The sequence below is a fragment of the Rathayibacter sp. AC451 genome, from assembly GCF_979253095.1.
In genome coordinates this window covers 686,744-711,584 of the sequence record NZ_CEEDBD010000001.1, presented here as the reverse complement: position 1 = coordinate 711,584, position 24,841 = coordinate 686,744, and the positions used below count along the sequence as shown (strand labels likewise).

The window sequence follows — 24,841 nt, the reverse complement described above, 5'->3', positions numbered from 1 at the left end:
GGGCTCAGAGCGGCACGGTGAGCGTTTCTAGGCTCGTGACGAGACGGGGCGGCCCGGACGGCGGCGACCCGGCGACGGGTGAACGGAGTGCACAGTGACCCACTTGGATGGACGACGAGGTCGCCTCGGCACGGTCCTGGTCCTCGCGCTCGTCGCGGCGGTCTTCACCGCTCCCGGCAGCGCCGCGCTGGCCCCCGCCTCGACGGCGTCGGCGGCGGGCGACTCCACGAAGCCGATCGTGTCGTTCCTCGCGCCGACGAGGGGATCCGTCCTGTCCGGCACCACGGTCTTCCGGGCCAGTGCGAAAGACGACGTGGCGGTCACCCAGCTCTCGTTCTGGGAGGGCTCCAAGCGCCTCGGCTACGGTGTCGCCGGAGCCGACGGCTGGACCCTCCCGGTCGACACCCGCACGTTCCCGGAGGGCTCGCACGTCTTCGTGGCGAAGGCGCGCGACGCCGCCGGCAACATCGGGAGCAGCGCCTCCGTCACCGTGACGGTCTCGCAGGCCGCTGCACCTGCCGCTCCCACGCCCTCCGCTCCGGCGCCCGCGCCCTCCGCGTCCGGGCCGACGACGACGCCGACGCCTCCGACAGCGACGCCGTCCACCCCGTCTCCTCCTGCCGCGTCGCCGACGGCACCCGCGCCGTCGGCGACCGCGCCCGCTCCCCCGGACGCGTCGCCGACTCCGACCTCCGCCTCGCCGACGCCGTCGGCGTCGCCCCCTCCCCACCACCGGTCCGCCGCCGTCCGCCTCCTCCGCTCCCCCTCTCCCCGACGTCGTCAAACCGGTCGCGGCGATCGTCACACCGCGTGACGGAGCGACCGTCGCGGGCAGCGCCACGCTCGTCGCCACCGCGACGGACGCGCACGGCGTGACCAACGTGTCCTTCTGGTCGGGCACCACCCGGCTCGGCAACGCCGTCATCGGCGGAGGCGGCGAATGGACGCTGATCACGTCGGCCACGGCCCTCGCCCCCGGCCGCCATGTCCTCGTGGCCAAGGCGAGGGACGCCGCGGGCAACATCGGCAGCAGTCGCAGCATCACGATCGACGCCGTCGCCGTCGCAACGACCCCCTCCCCGAGCCCCGGCCCCGGGGCCACCCCGACACCGACCACGTCGACGCCGACGCCCGGCGCGACCCCTGCTCCCACCACGACGCCCGACGCCACCCCGACTCCCACTCCCACCACGACGCCCGACGCCACCCCGACTCCCACTCCCACCACGACGCCCGACGCCACCCCGACTCCCACTCCCACCACGACGCCCGTCATCACCCCGACTCCCACTCCCACCACGACGCCCGTCGGGACCCCGACTCCCACTGCCACCACGACGCCGACGGCGGGGCCCACCGCTGCACCCACTCCCTCCACTACGCCGACTTCGACTCCGACGCCGACCGCGACGCCGACGCCGACCGCGACACCGACTCCCGCCGCTCCCGGCTCGCCTCCCCTCGCCACCTGGAACTTCACCGAACCCTTCGCGCCGTACTACTCGACGAACGGAGACCTGCCGCTCCTGCAGGCGGGGCGCACGTCGGCGACCCGGACCAGCACGCCCTGGGGGACCGGGGTGACGATGACGGGGACGAGCTACCTCCGCATCCCGGCCGCTCAGACCGGTCGGCTCACCATCGGAGCGACCGGGAACGCGGTCACGGTCGCGAGCTGGGTGCGGATGACGGACCTCGACACGGGCTTCATCGCCGGCGCCTGGAAGGAGAACTCGGCCGGGCCGACGCGGTCCTATGGGCTCTTCTACGATCTGGGCACCTACGGCGGCAACGAGCGCGCCGCGTTCCACGTGTCGCGCACCGGTGGACCGACGCCGGGCTATCCGTACTCGCGCGACTACTCCGCGTCGGGGGACACCTTCAGCCGGAATGTGTGGCAGTTGCACGTGGGCACCTACGACGGGGCCGCAGCCGTCTCCTACCTGAACGGCCGAGCGGTGGCCTACCCGGTGTTCACCGACAACAAGGGCGCCACCTACGCGAAGAACCCCTATCTGTTCGCGGACGGCCTGAATCCGCTGCCGGGCGACTTCACCGTCGGCGGGGTCGAGCTCACGAGGGGGCCGGGCAACTACGCGATCGGCACCCTCGCGAAGGTCCGGGTCTGGGATCGTGCGCTCAGCGCCGACGAGGTGCGCGCCCTCTACGAGGCGGAGCGACCGACGCGCCTCCTCGGCTGAGGCCGCCCGTCAGCGACCGGCGCGGAGCCAGGCCAGCACGGCCAGGACCCGCCGGTGGTCCGACCCGGAGTCCTCCAGGCCGAGCTTCTGGAAGATCGCCGTGACGTTCTTCTCGACCGCGCCCACTCCGATGAAGAGGGAGGAGGCGATGCCCGCGTTCGTGCGCCCCTGGGCCATCGCCTCGAGCACCTCGCGCTCGCGCGGGGTCAGCGAGGCGAGGGGATCGCGCTGGCGCTGCAGGAGGGAGGCGACGACGTGCGGATCCAGGACCGTCCCGCCCGCCGCGACGCGCTCGACGGCGTCGCGCAGCTCGTCGACCGACGCGACCCTGTCCTTGAGGAGGTAGCCCAAACCGCCCTCCCCCGATCCGAGGAGCTCGTGCGCGTAGGTCACCTCGACGTACTGGCTCAGGAGCAGCACGGCGACCGAGGGGTGGGCGCTGCGGATCCCGATCGCGGCGCGCACGCCCTCGTCGCGGAAGGTCGGCGGCATCCGCACGTCGAGGACCGCCACATCGATGGACGCGGGGTCCTCGGCGAGCCGGGCGACGAGGCCCTCGGCGTCCCCGAACGAACCGACGACGGAGAGACCCGCGTCCTCGAAGAGGCGGACGAGCCCTTCGCGCAGGAGGACGGAGTCCTCGGCGACGGCGACGCGGATCACGGAGGAGGAGGGCACTCCCTCAGCCTAGGGCGGCGGATCCGTCAGCCCGGGCTCGCGGCGTCCCGCGCCCGGAAGGGCACATGGACCCCGATGGTCGTCCCTCCCCCGATCGGCGAGTCCACGCGCAGCACGCCGCGAAGTCCCCGAAGCCTTCCCTCGACGCCCTCGAGACCGTGACCGGGCACGGCGCCCGCGCCGCCGACTCCGTCATCGATCACCCACGCGTCGAGCCACCGCTCGCCGGTCGTGCGCGCCTCGCGCACGTCGAGGTGGACGCGCACCCGCTGCGCGGAGGCGTGCTTCGTCGCGTTGGCGAGCAGCTCGGCGACGACGAAGTAGACGCTGCGCTCGACCTCCGGCGGCACTCCCTCGACCGGGCGGTCGACCAGGACGTCCACCGGCACCGGGCTGAGTGCGGCGAGGGAGTGCACGGCGGCCTCGAATCCGCGGTCCTGCAGGATCGGCGGCGCCACTCCCCGGGACAGCGCACGCAGCTCGTCGAGCGCGGTGCGCACGTGCTCGCGGGCCTGCGCGAGGAGTGCGACGGCCGACTCCGGATCCGACACGACACGGCGCTCCGCCGAGGCCAGATCCATCTGGACGCGGATGAGGCGCTGCTGCGGTCCGTCGTGGATGTCGCGCTCGAGTCGACGCAGCTCCCGGTCCTCGGCGGCGACCGCGGCGCCGCGCGAGGCGCTCAGCTCCTCGACCTCGCGCTGGAGCGCCTCCGATCCCCAGGGGCCGAGCAGGAGCCGGTCGACGAGGTACCGCGCGAGGGTGAGACCGCGGGTGGCGAAGGGGAGCGTCGAGACGAAGAGAACGACCACCGCGATCGCCGCGAGGGTCACGAGCACGGCCGGCGGCTCCGGCACTCCGAGCAGCGAGGCCGCTCGCGAGGCGATCCAGCGGGCAGCGGTGGCCGAGCCCGCACCCGAGCCGTCCAGCGCCGACACCAGGGTGCCGACGCCGGCCCAGGTCCAGAGGGCGAGGACGGCGCCGAACACGACGGCCAGCAGAGGAGCGACGACCAGTGCGTGCAGCAGCGCGAGCCAGTAGTGGCCGTCGATGACCGGCCCGTAGAGAGCGTGGGTCGCGGGAGGGACACCGGGCGGGGCCCGACGCGTGCGCGGCTCGGGGATGTCGGGCCGGCCGGCGATCCGGTTGATCCCCCGGGTCCCGCGCGCGAAGAAGCGGGCGACGATCAGGGCGACCGGGAGGAAGACCAGCCCGATCAGCACGCCGATCAGTCCCAGCGCCGCGACCAGGGCGAGACCGACCGCGAGCGCTCCTGCGAGGGTGAACGGGACGGCGATCACGAGCGCGAGGGCCTCCCTCGGCACGTCGCGCCACAGACGGAGGTACGCGCGGGTCGCCTCCGCGAGCGGTGTCGTCGCGGCGCTCATCCGACCTCCTCCGCGCCCGACCTCGGAGCGGAGCGCGTCTTCGAGCGTATCGGCGCGACGTCGCGTGGACCCGGGGGCGGACCCCCGTTGCGTGCCGAGGGACGGCCCCTGAAGCCCAGGCCAGCCTGTCCTTCACCCGCGTTAGCGGAGCCTCCGCTTCCTTGCGGCGGCGCGGCTGCGGCGTACAGTTGACGATCAGTCACCCCCTCTCGAAAGGACCCGATCGATGTCCACTGCATCCGTCACGTCGCTCACCTCGTCGAACCCGGATGTCGCATCCGGAGTCGCTCAGTTCCTCAGCCCCGTCGTCGTCGAGATGACCGCGCTGGCCGTCAACGGCAAGCAGGCGCACTGGCACGTCCGCGGTGCCAACTTCATCGGGGTCCACGAGCTCCTCGACACGATCGTCGCCCACTCGATCGAGTGGGCCGACCTCGCGGCGGAGCGCGTCGTCGCCCTCGGACTCCCGGTCGACGCCCGCATCCAGACCGTCGCCTCCGCGACGAGGACGCAGCCGCTCACCCCCGGCTTCCAGCGCTCCGAGAACGCCATCGTCGAGATCATCACCCAGATGGACGTCGCGATCGCCACGGTCAACACCGCCATCGCCGAGCTCGCCGAGATCGACGCGAGCAGCCAGGACGTCGCCATCGAGATCGGCCGCGGCCTCGAGAAGGACCGCTGGTTCCTCTTCGCCCACGTCAGCGAGAGCTGAGCCCCGCTCCCTCACCGCCTCCACGGCCCGCTCGATCCTCGGATCGGCGGGCCGTCGGCGTTCGCGCTCTCAGCTCCCGTGCGTGAAGCGCCCGGCCAGGAGGGTGGCCGTGACGGGCATCCCGCGCAGCTCCTCGGGGGTGGCCGTGAGCGGATCGCGCTCGACGACGACCAGATCCGCGACATCCCCCGCCTGCGGCTGCAGCCGGCGCACCCGGGTGGAGGCGGTGATCGCCTCCTGCACGCTCAGCCGCTGCTCGGGATGCCAGGGCTCGTCGCCGGGCCGGGCCCTGGCCACGGCAGCCGCCATCGCGACCCACGGGTCAAGCGGAGCCACGGGCGCGTCGGAGCCGAGCACGACGGTCGCTCCGGAGTCGATCAGCGACCGCAGCGCGAACGCCCGCCCGGTGCGCCCCGCCCAGTAGCGGTCGGCGACGTCGCGGTCGTCGAGAGCGTGCTCGGGCTGCACTCCGGCGACGACGCCGAGGCGGGCGAACCGCGGGATGTCGACGTCCGCCAGCAGCTGCGCGTGCTCGATCCGCCCGCCGCCGACCCGGCCGAGCGCGTCGAGTGCGAGCGAGGCCGCCGCATCGCCGATGGCGTGCACGGTCGGGCGGATCCCGGCGGCCACGGCGCGGTGCAGGAGGGCGTCGAGCTCGTCGGGGTCGACGGTCAGGACCCCGCGGCCGCCGTCGGCGCCGGGGTAGGGGTGGTCGCAGTACGCCGTCCGGGTGTTGAGGGAGCCGTCAATCAGGACCTTGAGCGGACCCATCCGGAGAAGGCCCTCTCCCCCGACGAGCTCGTCGCCGGTCCGCAGCCCCGCCTCGATCGCCCGATCGAGGTCGTCGCGGTAGACGCCCGTCTCCACTCGGAGGGACCGGATGCCCTGTGCGACGCGACGCGGCCAGTCGCCGATGTTCCACCGCATCTCGAGATCGACGACACCGACGACTCCGCGCGAGGCGGCCTGCCGGGCCGCTGCGTCGACCAGGTCGTCGAGCGCCGCGTCCGTCATCGCGCCGAGCGCCGCCACGAGTTCGAAGCACGCCTCCTCGCGCAGGAGGTCGTCCGTCCACGGCACCGAGTAGCGGCGGAGGGCGGCCGAGTTCAGCCAGGCCGAGTGGAGGTCCCCGCCCACCAGCACCACCGGGCGGTCGGGAGCGACCAGGTCCAGCAGGGCGGTCGACGGGACATCGGGCCACAGACCGTCCCGGTAGCCGAAGCCGACGAGGGTCGACACCGCCCCGGCGGGCGACACGGCGAGACGATCGCGGACCGCCGCGACGACGTCGTCCGCGGTGCCGGCGCTCGAGACGTCCAGCCGCGGCGCTGTCATGGACCACTGGGAGAAGTGCACGTGCTCGTCCCAGAGTCCCGGCAGGAGCCAGCGGCCGTCGAGCTCGTGGACTTCGGCGGCCGGGTCGTCGACGGCCCCGACCGCGTCGATCCGGCCCTCTCGCACCAGGACGTCGACGGGCTCCGCCGAGCCGAGCAGTCTCGCTCCGCGCAGGAGCAGCGGTGCGCTCATCGCGCGTCCGTCTCGCTCACGACTGGCACACCGGGCACCAGTAGAGCTTGCGCGCGCCGATCTCCTCGAGCAGGACGTTCGTGCCGCAGACCCGGCAGGGCAGCCCTTCCCGCTTGTAGACGTAGTTGCGCTCCGCGCGGCTGCGGACGGCCTTCGAGCGCTCCGACGCGGTGAGCCCGCGCCGGGTGATCATCATCCCCGTGCGGATCCCGTCCTCCAGAAGCAGCGCCCAGTCGGCCCAGAGCTCGTTCGCGAGCTCGAGCGGCACCTGCTTGCCGGGAGTGTGGGGGTCGAGGGCCGCGCGGTAGAGCAGCTCCGCCCGGTAGATGTTGCCGATGCCGCTGACGACGGATTGATCCATCAGCACGAGGCCGACCGGGGTCGCGGTCTTGCGCAGCCTCGTCACGAAGCGGTCGCGGGCGGCGTCGGAGTCGTCCGCGGCCGGGTCGGGGCCCAGGCGCGCGAGCAGCGTCTCGACCTGCGACGGGTCCATCACCTCGCAGGCTGTCGGGCCGCGGAGGTCGGCGACCGTCTCCTCCGTCTGCAGGCGCACACGGACGGCCCCGATCGGCGGAGGCGGGAACTCGTCGAGATCGGTGTCGGTCTCGTGCTCGGTCTCGGAGAGGCGGACCGCGCGGCGTCGCCGCGGAGCTCCGATGCTGCTGCCCGCCTTCCCGTCGGGGAAGAGCGGCGAGACGTGCCCGAGGAAGTCCCAGGCCCCGTAGAGGCCGAGATGGACGTGCAGGAGCAGATCGCCGTCGAAGCGCAGCAGGAGGTGCTTGCCGACCGCCGTGGACTCCAGGACCGTCCGCCCGTCGAGAACGGCGGCGCCCTCGGCGAAGCGGCCCTGCGGACTGCTCACCGCGACGGCGTGCCCGACCAGGTCGCGCTCGAACTGGAGCGCGATGCGGTGGACGGAGTGGCCCTCCGGCACCTAGAGGCTCTTCGCGCTCGAGTCGACGACGCGGCCGACGATGTCGCCGGTCGCCTCGTACTCGGCGAGCTGGGCGATGCGGCGCACGTGGCGCTCCTCGAAGGTGAAGGGCTCGGCGACGAACGCGTCGATGAAGCCCGTGGCCTCGTCGACGGTGTGCTGGCGCGCGCCGATCGAGATCACGTTGGCGTCGTTGTGCTGGCGGGCGAGCACGGCGGTGCTGAGGTTCCAGACCAGGGCGGCGCGGACGCCGGCGACCTTGTTCGCGGCGATCTGCTCGCCGTTCCCGGAACCGCCGAAGACGACTCCGAGCGCCTGGACGCCGGCCTCCTGGTCGCGGACGACCGCGGCGGCGGCGTTGATGCAGAACGAGGGGTAGTCGTCGAGCGGGTCGTACGACGTCGGGCCGTGGTCGACGACCTCGTGCCCGGCCGCACCGAGGTGCTCGATCAGGTGCCGGCTGAAGTCCAGCCCGGCGTGGTCCGTTGCGATGTGGATGCGCACGCGCTCGTCCTTTGAGAGTGCCGAATCGATGCCCGCTCGAGCGGGCCGGGAGTCAGAGTACCGCCCGGGGAGGGCGGCGGACCTCAGTCGAACTGCGGGTCGCGGGTCCGCGAGCGCTTGAGCTCGAAGAAGCCGTCGTACGAGGCGGCGGCGACGATGCCGTCCCAGAGGGTCAGCGCCTGCTCGCCGCGCGGAGCGGGCGAGAGGACGGGCCCGAAGAAGGCGACGTCTCCGATGGCGATGACGGGGGTGCCGACGTCCTGGCCGACACGGTCGATGCCCTCGAAGTGCGAGGCGCGCATCGGGGCGTCGTACTCGTCGGAGTCCGCGTAGGAGGCCAGCCCGACGGGCAGCCCGAGCTCCTGGAGGGACTCCGCGATGACGGCATCGACGTCGGTGCGGCCGCCCACGTGGATCCGGGTGCCCAGCGCGTCGTAGAGCGGCTTGACCTTCTCGCGGCCCTCGCGCTCGCCCACGGCGGCGACGAGGCGCGTGTAGCGCAGCGCCCGCGGGAGGAAGCTGCGGTACGAGTCGTCGACGTCCTTGTCCTCGTTCAGGACCGCGAGGCTCATGATGCGCCACGTGACGTCGAGGTCACGGGCCGGAGTCACCTCGTCGACGAAGCGGAGGTCATCCAGGCCCAGGGGCAGGAGGGGGTCGAACCAGAAATCCACGGAGGTCATGCCCTCACGTTACGCCGCCGTCCGCGCCCTCGGTGCGCCTGAGCGCCGCTCGGGTGCGACCGGGCGCTGCGGCCCTAGGCTGGATCGTCGGCGCCCGCACCCCGGCGCCCACCGGCCGCGCCCGAGACGAACGGATGGAGCACCCCGTGCCAGGAGACAACCTCACCCGGACCGAAGCGCAGGAGCGCGCTTCGCTGATCCAGGTCATCGACTACGACGTCACCCTCGACCTCACCCGGGGAGCCGAGACGTTCCTCAGCACGACGACCGTGCGCTTCACCGCGAGCGAGGGCGCCTCGTCCTTCATCGACGCGATCACGAGCGCGGTCCACTCGGTGGTGCTGAACGGCGTCGAGCTCGACCCCGCCGACGTCGCCGACGGCGTCCGCATCCGCCTCGACTCGCTCGCGGCCGAGAACGAGCTCACCGTCGTCGCCGACGCGCTGTACACGAACACCGGCGAGGGCCTGCACCGCTTCGTCGACCCCGTCGACGGCGAGGTGTACCTGTACTCGCAGTTCGAGGTGCCGGACTCGCGGCGCATGTTCGCCGTGTTCGAGCAGCCCGACCTCAAGGCGGCGTTCCGCTTCACGGTCACCGCGCCCTCCGCCTGGCAGGTCGTCTCGAACCAGCCGACGCCCGAGCCGGTCCCGGCCGGCGAGGGAACCGCGACCTGGAGCTTCGAGCCCACCCCGCGCATCTCGTCCTACATCACCGCCCTCATCGCGGGCCCGTACGTCGTGGAGCGCGACTCGCTCGTCTCCTCCGACGGCCGCACGGTGCCGCTGGGCGTCTTCGCCCGCGCCTCGCTCGCGCCGCACCTCGACGCCGACTACGTCTTCGAGAAGACCAAGCAGGGCTTCGCCTTCTACGAGGAGAAGTTCGGGGTCCCGTACCCGTTCGACAAGTACGACCAGCTCTTCGTCCCCGAGTTCAACGCCGGAGCGATGGAGAACGCCGGAGCCGTCACGTTCACCGAGACGTACGTGTTCCGCTCGAAGGTCACCGACGCGATCAAGGAGCGCCGGGTCGTCACGATCCTGCACGAGCTCGCGCACATGTGGTTCGGCGACCTCGTCACGATGAAGTGGTGGAACGACCTCTGGCTGAACGAGTCGTTCGCCGAGTACGCCTCCACTCTCGCGACCGCCGAGGCGACGGAGTGGACCGAGGCGTGGACGACCTTCGCCGCCATGGAGAAGAGCTGGGCCTACCGGCAGGACCAGCTCCCCTCCACCCACCCGATCGTCGCGACCATCAACGACCTCGAGGACGTGCAGGTCAACTTCGACGGCATCACCTACGCCAAGGGCGCCTCGGTGCTGAAGCAGCTGGTGGCCTGGGTCGGCGAGGAGGAGTTCCTCGCCGGAGTGCACGAGTACTTCGTCAAGCACGCCTTCTCGAACACCGAGCTGAACGACCTGCTGGTCGAGCTGGAGGCCACGAGCGGCCGCGACCTGTCGGAGTGGTCGGCGCAGTGGCTCGAGACGGCCGGCGTCAACACGCTCCGCCCCGAGATCGTCGTCGACGAGTCCGGCTCCATCGCCTCCTTCGCGATCCTGCAGAGCGCCGTCGAGGAGTACCCGACGATCCGCCCGCACCGCCTCGCGATCGGCCTCTACGACTTCGAGGGCGACCGTCTCGTGCGTGTCGACCGCCTCGAGCTCGACGTCGACGGCGAGCGGACCGAGGTTCCGGAGCTCATCGGACGCACGCGTCCCGCTCTCGTGCTTCTGAACGACGACGACCTGGCGTACGCGAAGATCCGTCTCGACGACGCCTCGCTCGCCGTCGCGATCGAGCACCTCGCGAGCATCGAGAGCCCGCTCGCGCGCTCGCTGGTCTGGGGGTCCGCCTGGGACGCGACGCGCGACGCCGAGTCCGCTCCGCGCGACTTCGTCCGCCTGGTGCTGGGCAACATCGCCACCGAGACGGAGTCGACCACGCTGCGCACCGTGCTCGGCCAGCTGGTCACGACCGCCACGCAGTACGTGGCCCCCGAGCACCGCGAGACGACCGTCGCGGAGGTCGGCGACCGGCTCTGGAGCCTGGCGCAGAGCGCCGCGGCCGGGAGCGACGCCCAGTTCCAGTTCGTCAAGTTCTTCGCGGCCGTGGCCTCGACGCCGACTCACCTCGACGCTGTCGATTCTCTCCGCAGCGGAGCCGCCGCGCTCGAGGGCCTCGAGATCGACACGGACCTCTCGTGGGAGCTCCTGATCGCGCTCGTCGCCGGCGGTCGCGCGGGCACCGACGAGATCGACTCCGCGCTGGCTGCCGACAACACGGCGACCGGACAGCAGTCGGCCGCGCACGCCCGCGCCGCCCTGCCCACGGCCGAGGCCAAGCGCGCGGCCTGGGAGTCGGTCACGACCGACGACTCCGCACCGAACACGATCGTCCGGTCGACCGGCCTGGGCTTCCAGCGCACGGCCGACCCGCGTCTGCTCGACCCGATGGTGCCGGTCTACTTCGGAGCCCTCCGGTCGCTGTGGGAGGCGAAGAGCTACAAGATCGCCGAGTACCTCGTCGTCGGCTTCTACCCGGCCGCTGAGCCCTCTCAGGCGATCGTCGACGCCACTCGGGAGTGGCTCGACGCGAACCCCGAGGTCCCGGCGCTGCGCCGTCTGGTGATCGAGAACCTGGCGGGCGTCGAGCGGGCGCTCCGGGCCCAGGAGCGCGACGCGCGCTGATCCCGGCAGGAGCTGATCGGCCCCGGAGGGGGCGTCGGAGCGATCCGGCGCCCCCTCCGTCGTGCCTACTGCTCCGGCACCGCTCGGCGGGGCTCGCCGTCGTACTGCGAGAGCGGCCGGATCAGCGCGTTGGCACCGCGCTGCTCGATGACGTGCGCGGTCCAGCCCACGACCCGGGCGGCGACGAACAGCGGAGTGAAGACCGCGGTGTCGAAGCCCATCAGCCGGTACGCCGGGCCGGAGGGGTAGTCGAGGTTCGGCAGGATCCCGGTCCGCTCCGCCATCGCCTCGGCGAGGGCGTCGTACAGCTCGACCAGGTCGGTCCGGCCCTCGTGCTCGGCGAGTCGGCGCATCGCGGCGTCCATCGTCGGCACGCGGGAGTCCCCCGACTTGTAGACCCGGTGCCCGAAGCCCATCACCTTGCCCCGGGCGGCGAGCACCGTCGAGAGCCACTCCTCGGACCGGGCGCGGGAGTCCGGTCCGACTCCGATCTCGTCGAGGACGTGCAGCACCGCCTCGTTCGCGCCGCCGTGCAGCGGGCCCTTCAGCGCCCCGATCGCGGCCGTCACGGCGGAGTGCAGATCGGACAGCGTCGAGGTCACGACCCGGGCGGTGAAGGTCGAGGCGTTGAACGAGTGCTCGGCGTAGAGGATCAGCGAGACGCGGAACGCGTCGACCACCACGTCGTCCGGGATCTCGCCGAAGGTCGTCCAGAGGAAGTTCCGGCAGTAGTCGAGGTCGTCGCGCGGAGGGACGGGCTCCTGTCCGCGCCGCCGCCGCTGGGCGTACGCGACGATCCCGGGCAGAGCGGCCCAGAGCCGCACCGAGCGCTCCAGGATCTCCTCCGGGCCGGAGGCGTCCGGCTCCGGATCGAGCGTGCCGAGGACGCTCACCGCGGTGCGCACGACGTCCATCGGATGGGCGCCGAGCGGCAGCAGGTCGACGACCGACCGGACGGCCGGATCCAGGGCGCGGTGCGAGCGCTCGAGCGCCGAGAGCGCTGCCGACTCGTCCGGGGCGGGCAGCTCGCCGTGCCAGAGGAGCCAGGCGACGTCCTCGAACGATCGCGAGGCGGCGAGCTCCTGCACGGGGTACCCGCGGTAGAGCAGGGAGTTCGACTCCGGGTCCACCTTCGAGATCGCCGTGGTGTCGACCACGACCCCCGCGAGCCCCTTCCTGATGTCCTGACTCGTCGTGCTCATGCGTCGCTCCTTCGCGAGACGGACCCGGCGCGGCGCTGCGCCGGGGAGTGCGGGCGCTCAGGCGCCGTAGTGGTCGGCCAGGCTGAAGTCGAAGACGCCGTCGTCGAACCGCCCGTAGGCCTCGTAGTCGAGCAGCTCGTAGAGCTCGGCCCGGGTCTGCATCCGCGGCACCTCCGAGCGGAGCGATCCCTCGGCCTTCAGCGCGTCGAGCGCTCTCATCGCCGCGCCCATCGCGATGCGCAGGAGCGACACGGGGTAGATCACGATGCTGACCCCCACGTCGGCGAGCTGCTGCGTGGTGAAGAGCTCGCTCTTGCCGAACTCGGTCATGTTCGCGAGCACGGGCACGTCCACGGCGGCGCGCACGGCCTCGAACTCGCTGAGATCGCGCATGGCCTCGGGGAAGATCGCGTCCGCTCCCGCGTCGACCAGGCGCTTCGCCCGGTCGATCGCCGACTGCAGGCCCTCGAGCGCCCGGATGTCCGTGCGCGCCATGATGACGAGGTCCGGATCGCGACGCGCGTCGACCGCGGCCGCGATGCGGCGGACGGAGGTGCTCTCGTCGACGACCGCCTTGCCGTCGAGGTGCCCGCACCGCTTCGGATTGACCTGGTCCTCGATGTGCAGACCGGCGACTCCAGCGTCCTCGAGCATCTGCACGGTGCGGGCGACGTTCAGCGGCTCGCCGAAGCCCGTGTCGGCGTCGACCAGGACGGGCAGGTCGGTCATCCGGGCGATCTGCTGCCCGCGATCTGCCACCTCCGACAGTGTCGTGAGACCGATGTCCGGCAGTCCGAGCTCGGCCGACAGCACCGCCCCCGACACGTAGACGCCGTCGAAGCCCTTCTCCTGGATCAGGCGGGCCGACAGCGGGGTGAACGCGCCGGGCAGCTGGAGCAGCTCGCCCGTGGCCAGACGCTCGCGGAAGAGCCGGCGCTTGTCGGCGGGGGTCCGGGTCGAGTGCAGCAACGGAGGTCCTTCCCTCAGCGGGCCGTGCTCCGGCCCTGTCCTCGAATCTATACACCTCCCGCGATCCGGGGGCCGGGACCACGGGACCGGTCAGGAGGCGTCGCGTAGCCTGGACGGGTCATGCTGCTCTTCGAGACCTCCACCCCGAATCCCGTCTCCGCCACCATCTCGTTCTTCGACACCCCCGTCTTCTGGAAGAGCGTCGCGGTCCTCGCGATCGTGCTCGGGGCCCTGATCGCCAGGGTCATCGCGCACTTCCTCGTCGGCCGCGTCGTCGACCAGATCGTCTCGGGCGTGAAGAGGCGCCAGCGCGTCGAGGACACCCAGTCGATCGCGGCCTCGCCGCTCGCCGCCGTCCGCGTCGTGCAGCGCACCCGCACCCTCGGCTCGATCCTGAACAACATCAGCTCGATCCTGATCGTCGTCATCGCGCTTGTGATGATCGTCAACACGATCGACCAATCGCTGATCGGCTCGTTCGCCCTGCTGACCGCGGCGCTCGGCGCCGGCCTGGGCTTCGGCGCCCAGAACATCGTCAAGGACGTGCTCAACGGCCTGTTCATGGTCGCGGAGGATCAGCTCGGCGTGGGAGACGTCGTGGACACGGGGCAGGCGACCGGAGTCGTCGAGGCCGTGGGCGTCCGCATCACGCAGATCCGCGACGTCAACGGCACACTGTGGTTCGTCCGCAACGGCGAGATCACGCGGGTCGGCAACATGTCGCAGGGCTGGTCGCGCGTCATCATCGATCTCGCCGTGCCGTACGAGACGGATCTGGAGCAGGTGCAGAGCACCGTCCTGGCCACAGCGAACGAACTCGCGGCCAGCAGCCGCTGGCGCGCGCGCATCATCGACAAGCCCGAGCTCTGGGGCCTGGAGTCGATCGCCGACGACGCCCTCGTGGTGCGCCTCGTGATCAAGACGCGCACGACCGCCAAGGACGACGTCGCGCGCGAGCTGCGACTGCGGCTGAAGCGGGCGCTCGACGCCCTCGACGTGAAGCTGCCGTCGCTGAACGCTGTCGTGCTGAGCGGCTTCGAGGGGGCGACCAGCGTCGGCGGTGCGAAGCCGCCGCGGACCACCCCGTCGCCCACCGTCACCACGGAGCACGGCAAGCCCGTCCGGCTCCCCCGCGCTCTGCGCCCGCGTCCCCGCGACGGCGACGCCACCCCCCGACGGAAGGACCCCGCTCGTGAGCGGACTGCAGATCGGCGGCACACCACCGCTCCGGAGCTTCTGGGAGCACGTGGGCGGCCGTCCGACCTTCGAGCGCCTGGTGCGCCGGTTCTACGAGGGCGTGCGCGAGGACGACGTGCTCTGGCCGATGTACCCCGAGCACGACCTCGAGGGGGCGATCCAGCGCCTGACCGGCTTCCTCGAGCAGTACTGGGGCGGGCCGACGGCCTACAGCCAGGAGCGCGGGCACCCGCGGCTGAGGATGCGCCATCAGCCGTTCCGCGTGAATCCGGAGGCCCGCGATCGGTGGCTCCTGCACATGCGCGTCGCGGTCGACGAGCTCGAGCTGGCACCGGCGGACGACGCTCTGCTGTGGGACTACCTGGAGCGCGCCGCGCACGCCATGGTCAACACCTTCGAGGAGTAGGCCGGACTACGCGGGGGTGCGGACCAGCACGTGCCCCCGACGCGAGGTGAGGCGCCGCCACGGACCGCTCTCGGAGAAGGGCGACCGGGTCGTCGGCACCGAGGAAGCCCAGCGCGAAGAGCGCGAAGGCAGCGCCGGCCGGCACGTCCTCCAGCCCGTCGAGCGGTCGTCCCCAGACCGAGGAGCGCACGCGGCCGACGATCTGCTCACCGGTCGCCGAGCCCACGGCCGCCGCGATCTCGTCGATGCCGTCGCGCGCCACCTTCTCGAGGAACACCGGATCGACCGGCTCCCGTCGCAGCCAGCCGCCGCGGGGCGGCGCGATGCCGGCCCAGGCGCCCGCGGTCGCGTCGTCGCCGTCGGGCAGCGTCACCGGCTTGCCGTCGGCTCCGCCCGGCTCCCACTGCAGGCGCGCGAGGCGGTCCGAGAGGGCGCGGATCGGGATCACCCGGTCGAAGCCGGCGGGCTGCTCGAGCGCGAACACGCGGAGCCCGAGGACCGTCGAGGAGCGGTCGAGGATCCCGCGGGGCTGCAGGATCGCGGTGTAGGCGGCCAGGACGTGATCGTCGGCGACGAGCCGCACCGCGCCGTCGTCGACGCGGGCGGATCGGCCGAGGAAGACCCGCAGATCCGAGAGGCTGGGCGGATCGGCGAGGGAGAAGGACGCAGTCATCGCATCGATAAACTTACCTCGCCGCTCGACCCACCCGCCGACATCCGGAGGCACCGTGCCCGATCCCCTGTCCTCGTTCCTCACCGCGCTCGATCTGACGGACACGGGGGCGCGGACCAGCGAGGACATCTTCACGGGTCCGTCGCAGTGGATGCCCGAGGGGCGCGTCTTCGGGGCCAGGTCCTCGCGCAGTCGCTGATCGCGGCCGGTCGGACCGTCCAGGAGCGCAGCGTGCACTCGATGCACGGCTACTTCCTCCGTCCCGGCGATGTGAACCTCCCCCATCACCTTCTCGGTCGACCGGATCCACGACGGACGCTCGTTCTGCACCCGGCGCACGCAGGCCTACCAGAACGGTGCGCCGATCCTCTCGATGATCGCGTCCTTCCAGACGGAGGACGAAGGGCTGGACCACCAGGCCCCGATGCCCGAGGGCGTGCCCGATCCGGAGTCGCTCCCGAGCACGGCCGACGTCCTGGCGGGCGTCGACCACCCGGTCGGCAGCTTCTGGGCGACCCAGCGGCCGTTCGACGTGCGTCACGTCGAGCAGCCCGTCTACCTGCGCGCCGACCCGGATCGCGTCGCGCACCAGAGCGTCTGGATGCGCTCCCTCGGCGCGCTGCCGGACGACCCGATGCTGCACCGCGCGGCTCTCGCGTACGCGAGCGACTACACGATCCTGGAGTCGACCCTCCGTCGGCACGGCGCGGCGTGGGTCACCCCGGGGTTGCGGATCGCCAGCCTGGACCACGCGATGTGGTGGCACCGTCCGGCCCGGGTCGACGAGTGGCTGCTCTACGTCCAGGAGGCGCCCAGCGCATCGGGCGGCCGAGGGCTCTCGCTCGGCCGCATCTACTCCCGCAACGGCCTGCTTGTCGCGAGCGTCGCCCAGGAGGGCATGGTGCGCGTCCCGCTGCACTGAGCGGGACGCGCGCGCTCAGCCGCGCTTCGAGAACTGCGCGGGCTCGTCGACGTACGGCGCCCAGACCTCGCGCAGCTCGTCGGGGATGCGCTCCGGCCGTCCGGTCGCCGCGGTCACCATGACGAGCGTGGTCGCGGCCTTGGTGTAGAGCACCCGGGGCTCGACGCCGGCGGGCGAGTACAGCTCGTAGCAGATCTCGAGGCTGGCGCCTCCCATCCGCCCGATCCACATCTCGATGTCGAGCGGGGCACGCATGTACGGGATCGGAGCGAGGTACTCGATCTCCTGACGGGCGATCAGGCTGATCGTGCGCGCGCCGGGTCGCGCATCGAGCACCGCCGTCGCCATCCCCGCCGTGCCCGGGGAGTCCGGCCGCCAGAAGGCCTGGATGCGCGCCTCCTCGAGCAGGCGCAGCATCTCGGCGTTGTTGACGTGCGCGTAGGCGTCGAAGTCCGACCAGCGCAGGGGGATGGCGACGTGCAGGCGCATCAGTCGCGCGTGAGCTTGCGGTAGGCGGAGCGGTGCGGCTTCGCGGCGTCGGGGCCGAGGCGCTCGATCTTGTTCTCCTCGTACGCCTCGAAGTTGCCCTCGAACCAGTACCAGTTCGCCGGGTCCTCCTCCGTGCCCTCGTAGGACAGGATGTGGGTCGCGATCCGGTCCAGGAACCACCGGTCGTGGGTGATGACCACGGCGCAGCCCGGGAACTCCAGCAGAGCGTTCTCGAGGCTGCCCAGGGTCTCGACGTCGAGGTCGTTGGTGGGCTCGTCGAGCAGGAGCAGGTTGCCTCCCTGCTTGAGGGTCAGCGCGAGATTGAGGCGGTTGCGCTCTCCACCGGAGAGGACGCCCGCCTTCTTCTGCTGGTCCGGGCCCTTGAAGCCGAACTGCGAGACGTAGGCGCGCGAGGGGATCTCGGTCTTCCCGACCGTGATGTAGTCGTGCCCGTCCGAGACGACCTCCCACAGGTTCTTGTTGGGGTCGATGCCGCCGCGGCTCTGGTCGACGTACGAGATGTCGACCGTCTCGCCGATCTTCAGGTCGCCGCCGTCGAGGGGCTCGAAGCCGACGATCGTCTTGAAGAGCGTCGTCTTGCCCACGCCGTTCGGGCCGATGACGCCGACGATGCCGTTGCGCGGGAGGGTGAAGCTGAGGTCGTCGATGAGCACGCGCTCGCCGAACGACTTGTGCAGCTTCTTCGCGTCGATGACCTGCGCGCCGAGGCGGGGCCCGACGGGGATCACGATCTCCTCGAAGTCGAGCACGCGCGTCTTCTCGGCCTCCGACGCCATCTCCTCGTAGCGGGCGAGGCGCGCCTTGGACTTGGCCTGACGGCCCTTCGCGTTGCTGCGGACCCACTCGAGTTCGGTGGTGAGGCGCTTGGCGAGCTTGGCGTCCTTCTTGCCCTGGACCTCCAGGCGAGCGCGCTTCTTCTCGAGGTAGGTCGAGTAGTTGCCCTCGTAGGGGTAGAGGTGGCCGCGGTCGACCTCGGCGATCCACTCCGCGACGTTGTCGAGGAAGTACCGGTCGTGGGTCACGGCCAGGACGGCGCCGGGGTACTTCGACAGGAACTGCTCGAGCCAGAGCACGCTCTCGGCGTCGAGGTGGTTGGTGGGCTCGTCGAGCAGCAGCAGGTCGGGCTTCTGCAGGAGGAGCTTGGTCAGCGCCACTCGGCGCTTCTCGCCTCCGGAGAGGTTCGTGACGACCGAGTCGCCCGGGGGCGTGCGCAGTGCGTCCATCGCCTGCTCGAGCTGGGAGTCGAGGTCCCACGCGTCGGCGGCGTCGATGGCCTCCTGGAGGGTCCCCATCTCGGCCAGCAGAGTGTCGAAGTCGGCGTCCGGATCGGCCATGGCCAGCGAGATCTCGTTGAACCGGTCGATCTTGCCCTTGATCTCGCCCACGCCCTCCTGGACGTTCTCGAGCACGGTCTTCGTCTCGTCGAGCTCGGGCTCCTGCATGAGGATGCCGACGGAGTAGCCCGGGCTCAGCCGCGCCTCGCCGTTGCTCGGGGTGTCGAGCCCGGCCATGATCTTGAGGATCGTCGACTTGCCGGCGCCGTTCGGGCCGACCACGCCGATCTTCGCGCCCGGCAGGAACGACATCGTGACGTCGTCCAGGATCAGCTTGTCGCCGACCGCCTTGCGGGCGCGCACCATCGAGTAAATGTATTCAGCCACTTCTGTCCCTCAACCGCTCGTACGTTCTCGAGCCCCGCGTTCCGCCGGACCCACCCCGTGACCGGGAGATCCTCGGCCGGACGTCGGCCTCCGTTCGTCAGCGCGCGCAGGCGTGACCGGAGGCCCGGGCCGACTCCAGGGTACCGGCTGGGAGCGCGCGGATCAGCCCTGGAGCGGGACCGTCCGACCGACCAGGCAGGCGCCCGTGGCGATGGGTGCCGCGACGACGGCGTGGACCCCGTCGCTCTTGGGCCCGTACTGCCCGAGGAGGCACGACTCGCCCAGCTTCACCGAGACGACGACGGTGTCCGCATCCAGGCCGATCGACGTCTCGTCGGCGGTGAGCTGCATCGACTCCTTCGCGAAGCCGCCGGCGACGAGAGCATCCACGACACTCGTGCCGGGCGCCTCGGCGTCCGCCGCGACGACCGCGTCGATGACCTGCTCGAAGTAGGGGAGGTTCTCCTCGGCGGTGCCGCCGGGGACGAGCGCCGCGGCCGCGGGCGCCTGCGGGGCCTCGCTCGTCGACTGCGGCGAGGACGACCCCGAGGGCTGCTCGGGGGCGGCCGGTGCGGTGCAGCCCGCCAGGAGCAGACCGGCCGCGACGACGGCGGCGAAACGCCCTGCCCGATCGGCGACCGCGATCCGTGTGCTCACTCGGCTCCCTCCGACGGCTGCGCATCTCGCGCCGGACGCACCGCTCAGAACGGGGCGTCGACCGATTCTACCGAGGGCTCGGTCGGAGAGGTCGCCGCTCCCCAGTCCCCGCCCGCCGGCCCTCCGGCCGCCTTCGGCGCCTCCTCGCTCCACGCTTCGGGAGCCGTGGGAGCGGCCACCGGAGCCGAGCGCCCGACCGTCTTGGTGTACCGCGTCGTCCCCCAGGCGAGGTCGTGGCCGATGCCCTCGGCCGTCAGCGCGACGTCGGTCCCCGACTTGCCCCCGCTCTCCCAGGAGCGCACGGTGAGCCGGCCGGTGACGACCACGCGGTCGCCGCGGGCGAGTGAGGCGAGCGCGTTGCCCGCCAGCCCGTTGAAGGCGTTGACCGTGTACCAGTTCGTCGCGCCGTCGACCCAGCGCTGCTCGGCGCGGTCGTAGCGGCGCTGCGCCGAGGCGAGGCGGAAGCTCGCCATCGTCGTGCCGTTCGCGGTGTCGATGCTGCGCGGATCGGTGCCGATGACTCCGATGAGCGTGAGGGTGTCGGTCATGGTGTGTCCTCTCGTCGGTGGTCGCGGTCGCGACCGGAGCGGCACCCGGGCGGAGGGGGCTGGTACCGCCCGGATGCCGTGAGGACAGTGTCGTGACGACGGGCCCGCCTCCGAGGTGGAGACGGGCCCGTCTGTGGAGAAGCGGCGGGATCAGCGCCTGGGGAGGACCGCTAGGAGGCGGTGATGTACTTCGAGTACGACTTGCGGATCTTGTTCACCTTGGGGAGGGCGACGGCGAGGCAGTAGCCCTGGCCCGGGTTCTTGGCGAAGAAGTCCTGGTGGTAGTCCTCGGCCGGGTAGTAGACGCCGAGCGGCGAGATCTCGGTGACGATCGAGCCGTCCCACCACTCCGACGCGCGGTCGCGGGCGGCCTCGAACAGTTCCTTCTCCTCGTCGGTGGAGTAGTACATGGCCGACCGGTACTGGGTTCCGACGTCGTTGCCCTGGCGGTTGAGCTGACGCGGGTCGTGGAGGGTGAAGAAGACGTCCAGGATCACCTGCTCCGGGATGACGTCCGGGTCGAACGTGACGGCGACGGCCTCGGCGTGGCCGGTGCGGCCCGTGCAGACGTCCTCGTAGTCGGGATCGACGGTGGATCCGCCGGTGTAGCCGGAGACGACGTCGCTCACCCCGTCGAGGACGCGGTAGACGGCGTCGAGGCACCAGAAGCATCCTCCGGCGAGTACGAATGTGCGCATGTGCGTGTGACTCACTTCCTGTCGCGGCGACGCGTCCGGGGCGCCGGGCGCGTCACCTGAGTAAACACCCTGCCGCGTCGAGGCATTCCGCGGCCGCGGGCGGCTGGCATAGAGTCCAGGAGTGAGCTACGACGCCGCCCCCGACCGCTACGACGCCATGGACTACCGACGCGTGGGACGGAGCGGGCTCAAGCTGCCCGCCCTCTCTCTCGGCCTCTGGCACAACTTCGGATCCGACCGCCCCCTCGACACCCAGCGCGCGATCCTGCGCCGCGCCTTCGATCTGGGCATCACCCACTTCGATCTGGCCAACAACTACGGCCCGCCCTACGGCGCCGCCGAGACCGCCTTCGGCCGGATCTTCGCCGAGGACCTGCGCCCCTACCGCGACGAGATCGTCCTCTCGTCCAAGGCCGGCTACGACATGTGGCCCGGCCCGTACGGCGACGGGGGCTCGCGCAAGTACCTGCTCTCCTCCCTCGATCAGAGCCTCGAGCGCCTCGGCGTGGACTACGTCGACGTCTTCTACTCGCACCGCCCGGATCCCGAGACGCCGATCGAGGAGACCATGGGGGCGCTCGCCTCCGCCGTCCAGCAGGGCAAGGCCCTGTACGTCGGCATCTCGAACTACGACCCGGAGCAGACCCGTGCCGCCGAGGCCGCTCTCGCAGCCAGCGGGGTGCCCCTCCTGATCCACCAGCCCCGCTACTCCATGTTCGACCGGCACATCGAGGACGGCCTCTTCCCCGTCCTCGACGAGCTCGGCACCGGGTGCATCGTGTTCTCCCCGCTGGCGCAGGGTCTCCTGACGGACCGCTACCTCGACGGGACCGTTCCGGACGGATCGCGCGCCGCGACCTCGCGCTTCCTCTCCTCGGACCGGATCGACGAGGACTACCTCGCCCGTGCGCGCGGGCTGAACGCGATCGCGGAGGGTCGCGGCCAGACGCTCGCGCAGCTCGCGCTGAGCTGGGTCCTCCGGGTGCCGACGGTGACGAGCGCGGTGATCGGCGCCTCGAGCGTCGCGCAACTCGAGCAGAACGTCGCCGCCCTGGCAGCCGGGCCGCTGACCGACTCCGAGACCGCCGCGATCGAGGAGTTCGCCGTGCACGGGACCGCTCTGCGCTGATCCCCGGGGACCGGCGGGGATGTCGGTGGTCGCTCGTAGTCTGCGAGAGCACCTCGGCCGGTGGGTGCTCCCCGATCCGAGCAGGAGGAACCGATGTCCCTGTCCACTCTGCACGCGACCCGCACTCCCCCGAGGCTGACCAGGGTGAACGGGCGCCTCTGGCGGGTGAGCACCGCCTCCGGCGCGATCGTCGGCCACATCGAGCTGGTCGACGATCCGCAGGGCGAGAAGTACCGCGCGCGACTGCTGCGAGCGGGGATGCCCGCCGGCGCCCAGCTGGGCGAGTTCTGGAGCGTCGATGACGCGATCGAGGTCTTCCGGGTCGCATGATCCGGCCGATCGGCGGGCGGTCGGCGCGGCGATGGCCCGCCGTTGCAGGGTCGGGCTAACGTTCGGCACATGCAGTGGTGGAACGAATTCGTGAACTGGATCCAGACGACGGACGGGCACCGGTCGGTGTTCCTCGCCGCGATCATCCTGCTCGCGGTGGTGATCGGAGTGGTCATCACGGCGGCCGTCTTCCGGGCGTCCATCGCCAGGTTGATCCGGCAGCAGGAGCACGAGCGCAAGAACGCGGTCATCGCGACTCTCATCGATGCCGCCGTGGATGCCTCCGCCTGGAACGTGCTCAGCCAGTCGGAGCGCATCCTGAGTGACCGCGCGTCGGCCCAGGCCGAGACGCATCTGCGCCTGCTCCCCATCAAGGGCTCCGGAGTCGCGGCCAACTGGGCCGCCCACGAACTCGCCGATCTCAAGCACTCCTCCGCGACGGGCGGCTACCAGACCCAGGCGAGCGTGGGCGAGTTCCGCGATCGTCTCGTCCTGTGGCGCGACAAGCCCGGGCGGGCGCGGAAGGCGTTCCTCGCGGACCTCGAGCGCTGGCGCTTCTCGGAGACCTCGAAGGGCGAGACGTCGAAGGGCGAGGCTCCGAAGGCCGCGAGCGCGCCCTCGTCGAACCGTACGGCGGCGCCGGAGCCCGAGAGGACCACTCCGGCCGGTCCCGTGGTCGTCGGATCGACGGAGGGTGCCACCGACTACCAGCGTCCGGTCACGCCGCCCACGATCGTCCTGCCGCCCGCGTCCGAGAACGCCGCGAACGACGAAACGCGCCGACTTCTGGCCGATGTCGACCGCCTCGACGTCCCCTCCCGCGAGCGCCCGGTCGAGGAGCTCCCGCCGGTCGAGCGCGAGCAGGAGTCCGCTGCACCGACCGCCGCGGTGCCCGCAGACGACGACCGTCCGGACGAGGCCCGCAACACCGCCACCGCGCGTCCGGCGGACTGACCGCCCGTCCTGCAGAAAGGGCCCCGACCGCTGATGCGGTCGGGGCCCTTTCCTTGGTGCGGGTCATACGTCTTCAGCTGTGCGCGTCACGTGCACGCGCAACCCGGCCGACCAGTACGGCGAGGGGCGCCGCGATGATCGTCCACGCAACCGCGATTCCAGCGAGAATGGCGAGGAGCAGCATGGTCGTACCTCCGTTCGTTACGTCGTTGTAATTCCGGACACCCCCAGACTAGGTGTCCCCAGACAAGCAGAACGGTCAAACCTCGAAAACACGCCGATGTTGCCCCGGAAATCGCAGTGTGTTAGAGCGCGAAGTGGACTTCACGCCACCCTTCAGGGGGCAGGAGTGGCCGCACCCGGCAGCACGGGACGCGGGCGGCCGTCAGACCGGGGTCGGGGCCGCGGCCGAGACGACACGGCGACGCGGACCCTTCGAGCGGTCGCCGCTCGGGGATCCTCGGACCCGGATGATGTGCCCCCGGCAGGAATCGAACCTGCGGCCAAGAGATTAGAAGGCTCCTGCTCTATCCGCTGAGCTACGGGGGCGTCCGTCCTCCAGAGTACCCGGGGTCGCCCACGAGGACCGCGAGCGACGCGGAGCGGGTCAGCCCTGGACGAGTCCGATGACGCCGACCACGAGAGAGATCGCAGCCAGGAGCAGCGAGACGCCGATGAGGACCGTGTGGACGCGGAGGAACGTCGTCGCGCGCCCCGAGGCGTCGCGCGCACGCGGATCCTTGCGGACCCGACGGAGGAACGGCGGCCAGACCACCGCGTTCCACACGGCGTTGGCGATCAGGATCCAGCAGACGAGCGTCATCACGGGAGTCGATCCTACGAGGCGCTCGAGGCCGCCGTGTCGGCGCCCGCGGATAGACTTCCCGGCATGAGTAGCGCCCCCGACCGTCTTGTGTGGATCGACTGCGAGATGACGGGACTCGACCTCTCGGTCGACGAGCTCGTCGAGATCGCCGTCGTCGTCACCGACTTCGACCTCGAGCCCCTCGACGAGGGCCTCTCGATCGTCATCAAGCCCGACGCGTCCGCGCTGGAGAGCATGGGCGACTTCGTCCGCACCATGCACCGGACCTCGGGCCTGCTCGAGGAGATCCCCTCCGGGATGAGCGTGGCCGAGGCCGAGTACCAGGTGCTCGAGTACGTCCTCAAGCACGTGCCGAGCGAGCAGCACGCCCCGCTCGCCGGCAACACCATCGGCACCGACCGCGCGTTCCTCGCCAAGTTCATGCCGCGGCTCGACGGGCACCTGCACTACCGCAATGTCGACGTGTCGACGATCAAGGAGCTCGCCCGCCGCTGGTACCCGCGGATCTACTTCAACGCGCCGAAGAAGCACGGCGGTCACCGCGCCCTCGCCGACATCCTCGAGAGCATCAGGGAGCTCCGCTACTACCGCAAGGCGGCCTTCGTGGCCGAGCCCGGCCCGACCACCGCCGACGTGCAGGCCGTCTCGGCCGCCGTCGTGGACGAGTTCGCCTCTCGGATGTAGTAGTCTCGTACAGTTGCTTCGAGAGGGACACCCTCTCGGAACACCGTCCTGGTGGGTATAGCTCAGTTGGCAGAGCGCCTGGTTGTGGTCTAGGAGGTCGCGGGTTCGAGCCCCGTTACTCACCCCAGGAGGGCCCGGAGTCATCGACTCCGGGC

General features: G+C 71.4%; 24 protein-coding genes, 2 tRNA genes and 2 pseudogenes. 12 read left to right on the top strand and 16 right to left on the bottom strand.

Annotation, left to right across the window (positions count from 1 at the left end; translation table 11 throughout):
• Nucleotides 1-94 precede the first annotated feature (94 nt).
• Entirely contained in the window at nucleotides 95-814 is a 720-nt protein-coding gene (locus tag AC0CID_RS03365; protein WP_465225786.1) for an Ig-like domain-containing protein, read from the top strand.
• Nucleotides 798-2,201: a LamG-like jellyroll fold domain-containing protein gene (locus tag AC0CID_RS03360; protein ID WP_465228038.1), complete on the top strand. Its 1,404-nt coding sequence runs from the start codon at nucleotides 798-800 to the stop codon at nucleotides 2,199-2,201. Before AC0CID_RS03365 ends, AC0CID_RS03360 begins: the two co-directional genes overlap by 17 nt.
• Nucleotides 2,202-2,210: 9 nt before the next feature.
• Here AC0CID_RS03360 and AC0CID_RS03355 read toward each other — a convergent pair whose 3' ends face one another.
• Together AC0CID_RS03355 and AC0CID_RS03350 are read right to left on the bottom strand one after the other, a co-directional pair.
• Nucleotides 2,211-2,879, bottom strand: coding sequence for a response regulator transcription factor (locus AC0CID_RS03355; RefSeq protein ID WP_465225785.1), 669 nt, complete (start codon nucleotides 2,877-2,879; stop codon nucleotides 2,211-2,213).
• Between the two features lie 26 nt (nucleotides 2,880-2,905).
• Complete coding sequence (locus AC0CID_RS03350; protein ID WP_465225784.1) at nucleotides 2,906-4,267, bottom strand: sensor histidine kinase; 1,362 nt, start codon at nucleotides 4,265-4,267, stop codon at nucleotides 2,906-2,908.
• 226 nt (nucleotides 4,268-4,493) lie between these two features.
• Here AC0CID_RS03350 and AC0CID_RS03345 point away from each other — a divergent pair, with 226 nt between their 5' ends.
• The gene (locus AC0CID_RS03345; protein WP_055792411.1) at nucleotides 4,494-4,982 is read left to right on the top strand and encodes a Dps family protein; all 489 of its coding nucleotides are present in this window, start codon (nucleotides 4,494-4,496) and stop codon (nucleotides 4,980-4,982) included.
• A gap of 69 nt (nucleotides 4,983-5,051) precedes the next feature.
• On the opposite strand, the gene AC0CID_RS03340 is transcribed toward AC0CID_RS03345, so the two are convergent.
• From AC0CID_RS03340 to AC0CID_RS03325, 4 genes are all read right to left on the bottom strand, one after another.
• On the bottom strand, nucleotides 5,052-6,509 hold the full coding sequence (locus tag AC0CID_RS03340) for an amidohydrolase (protein WP_465225783.1): 1,458 nt from the start codon (nucleotides 6,507-6,509) through the stop codon (nucleotides 5,052-5,054).
• A 16-nt stretch (nucleotides 6,510-6,525) separates the two neighbouring features.
• Nucleotides 6,526-7,443 (bottom strand): Fpg/Nei family DNA glycosylase, encoded by a 918-nt coding sequence (locus AC0CID_RS03335; protein ID WP_465225782.1) that lies wholly within the window; start codon nucleotides 7,441-7,443, stop codon nucleotides 6,526-6,528.
• Nucleotides 7,444-7,947, bottom strand: a complete 504-nt coding sequence (locus AC0CID_RS03330; RefSeq protein ID WP_207405608.1) for a ribose-5-phosphate isomerase — start codon at nucleotides 7,945-7,947, stop codon at nucleotides 7,444-7,446. It lies immediately after the preceding gene.
• 83 nt (nucleotides 7,948-8,030) lie between these two features.
• Entirely contained in the window at nucleotides 8,031-8,630 is a 600-nt protein-coding gene (locus AC0CID_RS03325; RefSeq protein WP_465225781.1) for a mycothiol-dependent nitroreductase Rv2466c family protein, read from the bottom strand.
• A 146-nt stretch (nucleotides 8,631-8,776) separates the two neighbouring features.
• On the opposite strand from AC0CID_RS03325, the gene pepN reads away from it, so the two are divergent.
• A complete protein-coding gene (pepN, locus tag AC0CID_RS03320) occupies nucleotides 8,777-11,320 on the top strand; it encodes an aminopeptidase N (RefSeq protein WP_465225780.1) in 2,544 nt (847 codons plus the stop codon).
• A gap of 65 nt (nucleotides 11,321-11,385) precedes the next feature.
• Here pepN and AC0CID_RS03315 read toward each other — a convergent pair whose 3' ends face one another.
• Nucleotides 11,386-12,522, bottom strand: a complete 1,137-nt coding sequence (locus AC0CID_RS03315; protein ID WP_465225779.1) for a bifunctional 2-methylcitrate synthase/citrate synthase — start codon at nucleotides 12,520-12,522, stop codon at nucleotides 11,386-11,388.
• A gap of 57 nt (nucleotides 12,523-12,579) precedes the next feature.
• The gene (prpB, locus tag AC0CID_RS03310) at nucleotides 12,580-13,491 is read right to left on the bottom strand and encodes a methylisocitrate lyase (RefSeq protein ID WP_465225778.1); all 912 of its coding nucleotides are present in this window, start codon (nucleotides 13,489-13,491) and stop codon (nucleotides 12,580-12,582) included.
• A gap of 120 nt (nucleotides 13,492-13,611) precedes the next feature.
• Between prpB and AC0CID_RS03305 the strand changes: the two are divergent.
• Nucleotides 13,612-14,154: pseudogene (locus tag AC0CID_RS03305) on the top strand (mechanosensitive ion channel family protein); the annotation flags it as partial.
• Nucleotides 14,155-14,683: 529 nt separating this feature from the next.
• Entirely contained in the window at nucleotides 14,684-15,094 is a 411-nt protein-coding gene (locus AC0CID_RS03300) for a globin (RefSeq protein ID WP_307786158.1), read from the top strand.
• Here AC0CID_RS03300 and AC0CID_RS03295 read toward each other — a convergent pair.
• Nucleotides 15,075-15,767, bottom strand: coding sequence for a DUF8185 domain-containing protein (locus AC0CID_RS03295; RefSeq protein ID WP_465225777.1), 693 nt, complete (start codon nucleotides 15,765-15,767; stop codon nucleotides 15,075-15,077). The genes AC0CID_RS03300 and AC0CID_RS03295 overlap by 20 nt on opposite strands.
• Nucleotides 15,768-15,822: 55 nt before the next feature.
• Here AC0CID_RS03295 and AC0CID_RS03290 point away from each other — a divergent pair.
• Nucleotides 15,823-16,689 (top strand): annotated as a pseudogene (locus AC0CID_RS03290) (acyl-CoA thioesterase).
• Between the two features lie 15 nt (nucleotides 16,690-16,704).
• Here the strand turns inward: AC0CID_RS03290 and AC0CID_RS03285 are convergent.
• The 5 genes from AC0CID_RS03285 to msrA all read right to left on the bottom strand — a co-directional run bounded on the left by AC0CID_RS03285 (nucleotide 16,705) and on the right by msrA (nucleotide 20,763).
• Nucleotides 16,705-17,178: an acyl-CoA thioesterase gene (locus AC0CID_RS03285; RefSeq protein ID WP_465225776.1), complete on the bottom strand. Its 474-nt coding sequence runs from the start codon at nucleotides 17,176-17,178 to the stop codon at nucleotides 16,705-16,707.
• Nucleotides 17,178-18,860, bottom strand: coding sequence for an energy-dependent translational throttle protein EttA (ettA, locus tag AC0CID_RS03280; protein ID WP_465225775.1), 1,683 nt, complete (start codon nucleotides 18,858-18,860; stop codon nucleotides 17,178-17,180). Before ettA ends, AC0CID_RS03285 begins: the two co-directional genes overlap by 1 nt.
• 162 nt (nucleotides 18,861-19,022) lie before the next feature.
• Complete coding sequence (locus AC0CID_RS03275; RefSeq protein WP_465225774.1) at nucleotides 19,023-19,517, bottom strand: DUF6993 domain-containing protein; 495 nt, start codon at nucleotides 19,515-19,517, stop codon at nucleotides 19,023-19,025.
• Between the two features lie 44 nt (nucleotides 19,518-19,561).
• Nucleotides 19,562-20,065, bottom strand: a complete 504-nt coding sequence (locus AC0CID_RS03270) for a single-stranded DNA-binding protein (protein WP_465225773.1) — start codon at nucleotides 20,063-20,065, stop codon at nucleotides 19,562-19,564.
• 170 nt (nucleotides 20,066-20,235) lie between these two features.
• On the bottom strand, nucleotides 20,236-20,763 hold the full coding sequence (msrA, locus tag AC0CID_RS03265) for a peptide-methionine (S)-S-oxide reductase MsrA (protein ID WP_055792452.1): 528 nt from the start codon (nucleotides 20,761-20,763) through the stop codon (nucleotides 20,236-20,238).
• Nucleotides 20,764-20,884: 121 nt separating this feature from the next.
• Here msrA and AC0CID_RS03260 point away from each other — a divergent pair, with 121 nt between their 5' ends.
• From AC0CID_RS03260 to AC0CID_RS03250, 3 genes are all read left to right on the top strand, one after another.
• On the top strand, nucleotides 20,885-21,892 hold the full coding sequence (locus AC0CID_RS03260) for an aldo/keto reductase (RefSeq protein WP_465225772.1): 1,008 nt from the start codon (nucleotides 20,885-20,887) through the stop codon (nucleotides 21,890-21,892).
• 93 nt (nucleotides 21,893-21,985) lie between these two features.
• Nucleotides 21,986-22,222, top strand: a complete 237-nt coding sequence (locus AC0CID_RS03255; RefSeq protein ID WP_207405581.1) for a hypothetical protein — start codon at nucleotides 21,986-21,988, stop codon at nucleotides 22,220-22,222.
• A 69-nt stretch (nucleotides 22,223-22,291) separates the two neighbouring features.
• On the top strand, nucleotides 22,292-23,176 hold the full coding sequence (locus AC0CID_RS03250; RefSeq protein WP_465225771.1) for a hypothetical protein: 885 nt from the start codon (nucleotides 22,292-22,294) through the stop codon (nucleotides 23,174-23,176).
• A 476-nt stretch (nucleotides 23,177-23,652) separates the two neighbouring features.
• Here AC0CID_RS03250 and AC0CID_RS03245 read toward each other — a convergent pair.
• Nucleotides 23,653-23,725: transfer RNA gene (locus tag AC0CID_RS03245), tRNA-Arg, on the bottom strand.
• A 58-nt stretch (nucleotides 23,726-23,783) separates the two neighbouring features.
• Complete coding sequence (locus tag AC0CID_RS03240; RefSeq protein ID WP_374070676.1) at nucleotides 23,784-23,999, bottom strand: SCO4848 family membrane protein; 216 nt, start codon at nucleotides 23,997-23,999, stop codon at nucleotides 23,784-23,786.
• A gap of 66 nt (nucleotides 24,000-24,065) precedes the next feature.
• On the opposite strand from AC0CID_RS03240, the gene orn reads away from it, so the two are divergent.
• Complete coding sequence (gene orn, locus AC0CID_RS03235; RefSeq protein ID WP_207405575.1) at nucleotides 24,066-24,686, top strand: oligoribonuclease; 621 nt, start codon at nucleotides 24,066-24,068, stop codon at nucleotides 24,684-24,686.
• A 51-nt stretch (nucleotides 24,687-24,737) separates the two neighbouring features.
• Nucleotides 24,738-24,813: transfer RNA gene (locus AC0CID_RS03230), tRNA-His, on the top strand.
• The last annotated feature ends 28 nt before the right edge of the window (nucleotides 24,814-24,841 follow it).

Coding starts and splice junctions, on each gene's coding strand:
- AC0CID_RS03350 (WP_465225784.1), bottom strand. CDS start 4,267: ATGAGCGCCGCGACGACACCGCTCGCGGAGGCGACCCGCGCGTACCTC.
- AC0CID_RS03345 (WP_055792411.1), top strand. CDS start 4,494: ATGTCCACTGCATCCGTCACGTCGCTCACCTCGTCGAACCCGGATGTC.
- AC0CID_RS03340 (WP_465225783.1), bottom strand. CDS start 6,509: ATGAGCGCACCGCTGCTCCTGCGCGGAGCGAGACTGCTCGGCTCGGCG.
- AC0CID_RS03325 (WP_465225781.1), bottom strand. CDS start 8,630: ATGACCTCCGTGGATTTCTGGTTCGACCCCCTCCTGCCCCTGGGCCTG.
- AC0CID_RS03315 (WP_465225779.1), bottom strand. CDS start 12,522: ATGAGCACGACGAGTCAGGACATCAGGAAGGGGCTCGCGGGGGTCGTG.
- AC0CID_RS03295 (WP_465225777.1), bottom strand. CDS start 15,767: ATGACTGCGTCCTTCTCCCTCGCCGATCCGCCCAGCCTCTCGGATCTG.
- AC0CID_RS03285 (WP_465225776.1), bottom strand. CDS start 17,178: ATGCGCCTGCACGTCGCCATCCCCCTGCGCTGGTCGGACTTCGACGCC.
- AC0CID_RS03270 (WP_465225773.1), bottom strand. CDS start 20,065: ATGACCGACACCCTCACGCTCATCGGAGTCATCGGCACCGATCCGCGC.
- msrA (WP_055792452.1), bottom strand. CDS start 20,763: ATGCGCACATTCGTACTCGCCGGAGGATGCTTCTGGTGCCTCGACGCC.
- AC0CID_RS03255 (WP_207405581.1), top strand. CDS start 21,986: ATGTCCCTGTCCACTCTGCACGCGACCCGCACTCCCCCGAGGCTGACC.
- AC0CID_RS03250 (WP_465225771.1), top strand. CDS start 22,292: ATGCAGTGGTGGAACGAATTCGTGAACTGGATCCAGACGACGGACGGG.
- AC0CID_RS03240 (WP_374070676.1), bottom strand. CDS start 23,999: ATGACGCTCGTCTGCTGGATCCTGATCGCCAACGCCGTGTGGAACGCG.
- orn (WP_207405575.1), top strand. CDS start 24,066: ATGAGTAGCGCCCCCGACCGTCTTGTGTGGATCGACTGCGAGATGACG.